The sequence below is a fragment of the Aeromonas sp. HMWF014 genome, from assembly GCF_963878295.1.
Taxonomy (GTDB): Bacteria; Pseudomonadota; Gammaproteobacteria; order Enterobacterales; family Aeromonadaceae; genus Aeromonas; species Aeromonas popoffii.
In genome coordinates, this window is sequence record NZ_CAWNYS010000441.1 from 1 (window position 1) to 4,457 (window position 4,457).

Below are 4,457 nucleotides of genomic sequence, written 5' to 3' on the forward strand. Positions count from 1 at the left end.
GAGAATGGGGGCGAAGCAGATTGCAGAGACTGAACTTGATTTTCTATATGAGATAAAAAAAGAAAGTATTGACGCAGCAAGAAAAAAATTTGAAAAATTCATTTAATAATATAAGTGTAAAAAATGATAAACTTTCTCGATTTAAAAGCTATCAACAACCAATACCAACAAGAACTGAAAGACGCCTGTACTCGTGTAATTGATTCTGGCTGGTATATTATGGGTAATGAGCTGACCGCCTTTGAAAAGGAGTTCGCTGGCTATTGTGGCACCAAACATGCGATTGGGGTTGCTAATGGGCTAGATGCCTTAATTATTACTCTGCGAGCGTGGAAAGAACTTGGTAAATTACAAGCTGGTGATGAAGTAATTGTTCAAGCTAATACCTATATCGCTTCTGTATTGGCTATCACGGAAAATGACTTGGTACCTGTGTTAGTTGAGCCAAATCCCTCTACTTATAATCTCGATAGCGCAAAAATTGTGGCCGCGATTACTCCCAAAACAAAAGCGATCTTGCCGGTCCATTTATATGGTCAATTGTCTCCAATGCCAGAGATTATGGCCATTGCCAAGAAACATAATTTGCTGGTGCTCGAGGACTGCGCCCAGGCTCACGGTGCTGAGATAAATGGCCAACGAGCGGGCAACTGGGGAAATGCTGCTGGCTTTAGCTTTTATCCAGGTAAAAATCTCGGGGCGTTGGGGGATGCTGGTGCTATCACTACCAATGATGATGAACTTGCGCAGACACTGAAAGCTTTGCGTAATTATGGTTCTCATAAGAAGTATGAAAACCTGTATCAGGGGGTAAATAGCCGTCTTGATGAAATGCAAGCCGCCATGCTGCGCGTTAAGTTACGCCATTTAGAGGCCGAAACTGCCCGCCGCCAACAGATTGCAGCTATGTATTGTGAGGGGATCAGCAACCCGCGCATCATATTACCACTCGATGCCGCTACATTCGCCATCCAACATTACAAGCAACATGTTTGGCACCTGTTTGTTGTGCGTTGTGAACAGCGCGAAGCCCTGCAACAGTACTTAGCTGAAAATGAAATTCAAACCTTAATTCATTATCCCATTCCGCCGCACAAACAGCAGGCGTATCAACAATATGCCGATATGCAGTTGCCGCTAACCGAACAAATTCACCAGCAAGTGCTCTCAATTCCGCTTGATCCAACTATGAGTGATGCCGCGGTTAAGCAAGTGATAGCTGCTATCAATGAGTTTGCTGGATGAAGCGTTTACTCAAAGTCACCGCCATGACGGGGTTATTAACCCTGCTACGCATGGCGATGGGATTTGTGATTGCCAAGGTGGTGGCCATTTATACCGGCCCCACTGGCATGGCAATGCTCGGCCAGGTACAAAGCATGGTCGGCAGTTTAAACGGCATTATTAATGCGCCTGCTGGTAGTGGTGTCGTGCGTTTTACTGCTGAATATAAAGAGCAAGGGTTTGAAGCCTGTGCCCCTTGGTGGCGCGCCTCAACGCAATGGATGCTGATCATCTCTGCGATTGCTATTCCAGTTGGGGTGTTATTAGCCAAGCCCATTGCCACGAGCTTATTTCAAGATGCCAGCTTGGCCTGGGTGGTGGCGTCGACAGTGTGCGTGTTGCCGTTTACTGCCATTGGCACTTTGTGCAGTTCGGTGATCAACGGCCAACAGTTATATCGTCGTTATGTCGGTCTGGGTATGCTCTCGGCACTGATTTCGGGCGGTGTGATGCTGGGCATGATCGCTTGGCAAAACATTGAGGGCGCGTTATTAGCAGCTGCTGTGCAAGCCGCCTTGATTGGTGTGGTGATGTTAATTGCTAACCTGCGCCAGCCCTGGTTTAAGCTGCGTTTCTGGTGGGGTGCGGTGGAGCCCCAAGCGCGCAAAGATATTGGCAAATATATGCTTATGGCGATAACCAGTGCGTTAACTGTGCCGGTATCGTTAATCTTGGTACGTAATATCTTAATTGACCAAGTGGGCTGGGATGCTACAGGTCAATGGCAAGCGGTGTATAAAATATCTGAAGTCTATTTAGGGGTGATCACCATGGCGCTCGGCACCTATTATTTGCCGCGTTTGGCGTCATTAACTGGTGTTGATGCCATTGTCAGTGAAATCCATAAAACCGCCTCTATAATTATCCCGATTGTCACCATTATGGCGCTCGGTGTTTACTTATTACGTGATGTAGCGATTTCACTGCTGTTCACCGAAGCATTTCGCAGCGCACGTGACCTGTTTGCCATTCAATTAACCGGTGATGTAATTAAAATTTTAGCTTGGTTGTATGCCTACCCGATGCTCTCACGTGGTGCTACAAAATGGTTTATCGGCACTGAAATAGTGTTCACGATGAGCTTTGTTGCACTAACATATTTTTTTGTGCTGCATTATGGTGTAGTCGGTGCAAATATGGCCTATGCGATAAATTATTTTATTTACTTTTTTGTGGTGTTTTTTAATATTAAGCGGGTTGCCCGCTGATAAAAATCGAGTTTATATATGCAATCCACTGTTAACCCAAAAATAGTTGAGTTCATCGATTATTACAAGGCTGAGATTTATCGGCTTCCTCTTGATAAGGCATTAGAGCAAGCTGAGCAGCTAGGATTGCTTTTACGTGCTAATGAAGTTGGTATTTACTCTCTAAATGAACTCGAAACATTTTTAATAGATAATGTTTTTGCTGAGTTATCTATGAATTATGATGTGATAGATAATAGCAGGCATAATGAAATTATTTTTATAGCAACCGAGCTATATCATACCGGTGGGCATACTAGGCTGATGGAACGACTTGCATCATTTCTAGATACTAAGCCTGATTTGTTAATAACTAAAAAAACAATCGAATCAATTATTAAAAGAGAAGAAGATTTTTTCTCGTCAATACATCATGGTTGCGTTGACTGTTGTACCGTTGTGGAAAAAATTTCCTTTTTTTTGACGGTGATATTACAGTATAATATTATTATTTTAAATACACACCCAGAAGATATCTATGCGATTGTTGCTTGCGGTTTGGCAAAAAAAATAAAAAAAGATATTAAAATCCATTTTGTTAATCATGCCGACCATACATTTAGTTATGGCAGTTCTATTTCAGACGTATGGTTTGAAATAAGTAGTTATGGCGTAGCAGTTGATGCGATGCGGGGATTAAAAGCTAGAAAATGTTTTTTGGGAATACCAATAGACACGAGTAAGAAAAATTCAGAAAGTAGTTATAAGTTTGAAAATGGAGATTTGATTTTAAGTGCAGCATCCCCCAGCAAATATGAACCAACTAACCAACAAAGCATTATGCCTTTAGTTAGTGCGCTGCTTGATAAATATGACAAATCCAATTTTAAAATAATTGGTGTTAATTTTTTAACAAATTATTGGTGGTGGGCGATAAAGTTAAAATATTGGAATAGACTGACGCTGTCCAAATCACTGGCATACGAAGAGTATATAAAAGTAACAAGTGCTGCAAAATTGTATATAGATAGCCATCCTTTCCCTGGTGGTACAGCATTTGCGGAGCAGTTTCTGCAGGGGCGCTTGTGTGTTGGCCTAAACAGCACCTATAACGGTTATACACCACTAGAGTCTTTTAAGAAAGACAGTGTGGATGCCGTTTTGAGAGAAATCGAACTAATAAATGACAAAAAAATCATTGATATAAAAAATAAAATTGAAATAAAACACGGTTTTACATCTGTGAGAGCTCGTTTTTTAGATGCAATTTTTAACGATGTGTATACAAAAGAAGATTTTCTTTTGTCTTTTCCAAAAGTCAAATTCGCATTTGAAAAAATTCCAGTGCAAATAGATCAAACTTCTAAAATCAGACGTATTTCCACAAAAAAAGCTTTTTGTTTTTTTTATCTTAAAAAGATCATTTTTAACATTTTTTTCGGATTGCGTCACTGCAAGGTTTTTTCAAAAAAATAAATTCACGATGCGATATCATAGACTATTTCACTGTCAAAATTTTTTCATGGTTTTTTTTGACAGCCAAAGTTACTTAACATAATTAAGAGGTTTGCATCTTGGTTAGGTTTTATTTTGAAAAATTTTTTATGTATTCTATATTTGTTTTTTTTCTTTCAATATCTTTGTTAGGAAATGCAGACAAACTTTTTTTTGGTGGTATTCCTTTTAGGAAAATAACTTTCCTTGTTTTTTTTTCTTCTGTTTTATTTTTTATTTTATATAAAAAAATAAAATTAGGCGCCCTTATCTGTACAATTTTTTTTATAATTTTTGGTTTTTTTTTCGCCGGCCTAGTGCCTATGGTCAAAGGTTTGAGTATTGCCGATGCTATAAGCCAAATTTTGCCATATACAATTCCATTCCTTGCTATTTTTATAACTTCATTTATAAACGATAAAATAAACAAAACTTGCAACGATTTTTTTTCAAAAATGATTTTTTTTGTAGGTATTATGCACTGTGTTGCAT

4 protein-coding genes are annotated in these 4,457 nt (G+C 39.4%); 3 read left to right on the plus strand and 1 reads right to left on the minus strand.

What is annotated here, in order from left to right; translation table 11 throughout:
* Positions 1–123: 123 nt before the first annotated feature.
* The 3 genes from AAC083_RS17445 to AAC083_RS17455 are packed head-to-tail and all read left to right on the plus strand — an operon-like array spanning position 124 to position 3,947.
* Positions 124–1,245, plus strand: coding sequence for a DegT/DnrJ/EryC1/StrS family aminotransferase (locus tag AAC083_RS17445; RefSeq protein ID WP_108537266.1), 1,122 nt, complete (start codon positions 124–126; stop codon positions 1,243–1,245).
* Complete coding sequence (locus AAC083_RS17450; RefSeq protein WP_108537267.1) at positions 1,242–2,492, plus strand: O-antigen translocase; 1,251 nt, start codon at positions 1,242–1,244, stop codon at positions 2,490–2,492. The genes AAC083_RS17445 and AAC083_RS17450 overlap by 4 nt, the downstream gene beginning before the upstream one ends.
* An 18-nt stretch (positions 2,493–2,510) precedes the next feature.
* Positions 2,511–3,947: a hypothetical protein gene (locus AAC083_RS17455; protein ID WP_108537268.1), complete on the plus strand. Its 1,437-nt coding sequence runs from the start codon at positions 2,511–2,513 to the stop codon at positions 3,945–3,947.
* Between the two features lie 109 nt (positions 3,948–4,056).
* On the opposite strand, the gene AAC083_RS17460 is transcribed toward AAC083_RS17455, so the two are convergent.
* Positions 4,057–4,457: hypothetical protein (locus AAC083_RS17460; RefSeq protein ID WP_181364797.1), on the minus strand; the 401-nt coding region annotated here is incomplete at its 5' end.

Bases quoted from the DNA above. Each gene is read 5' to 3' on its own strand.
- AAC083_RS17450 (WP_108537267.1), top strand. From the start codon at position 1,242: ATGAAGCGTTTACTCAAAGTCACCGCCATGACGGGGTTATTAACCCTG.
- AAC083_RS17455 (WP_108537268.1), top strand. From the start codon at position 2,511: ATGCAATCCACTGTTAACCCAAAAATAGTTGAGTTCATCGATTATTAC.
- AAC083_RS17445 (WP_108537266.1), top strand. From the start codon at position 124: ATGATAAACTTTCTCGATTTAAAAGCTATCAACAACCAATACCAACAA.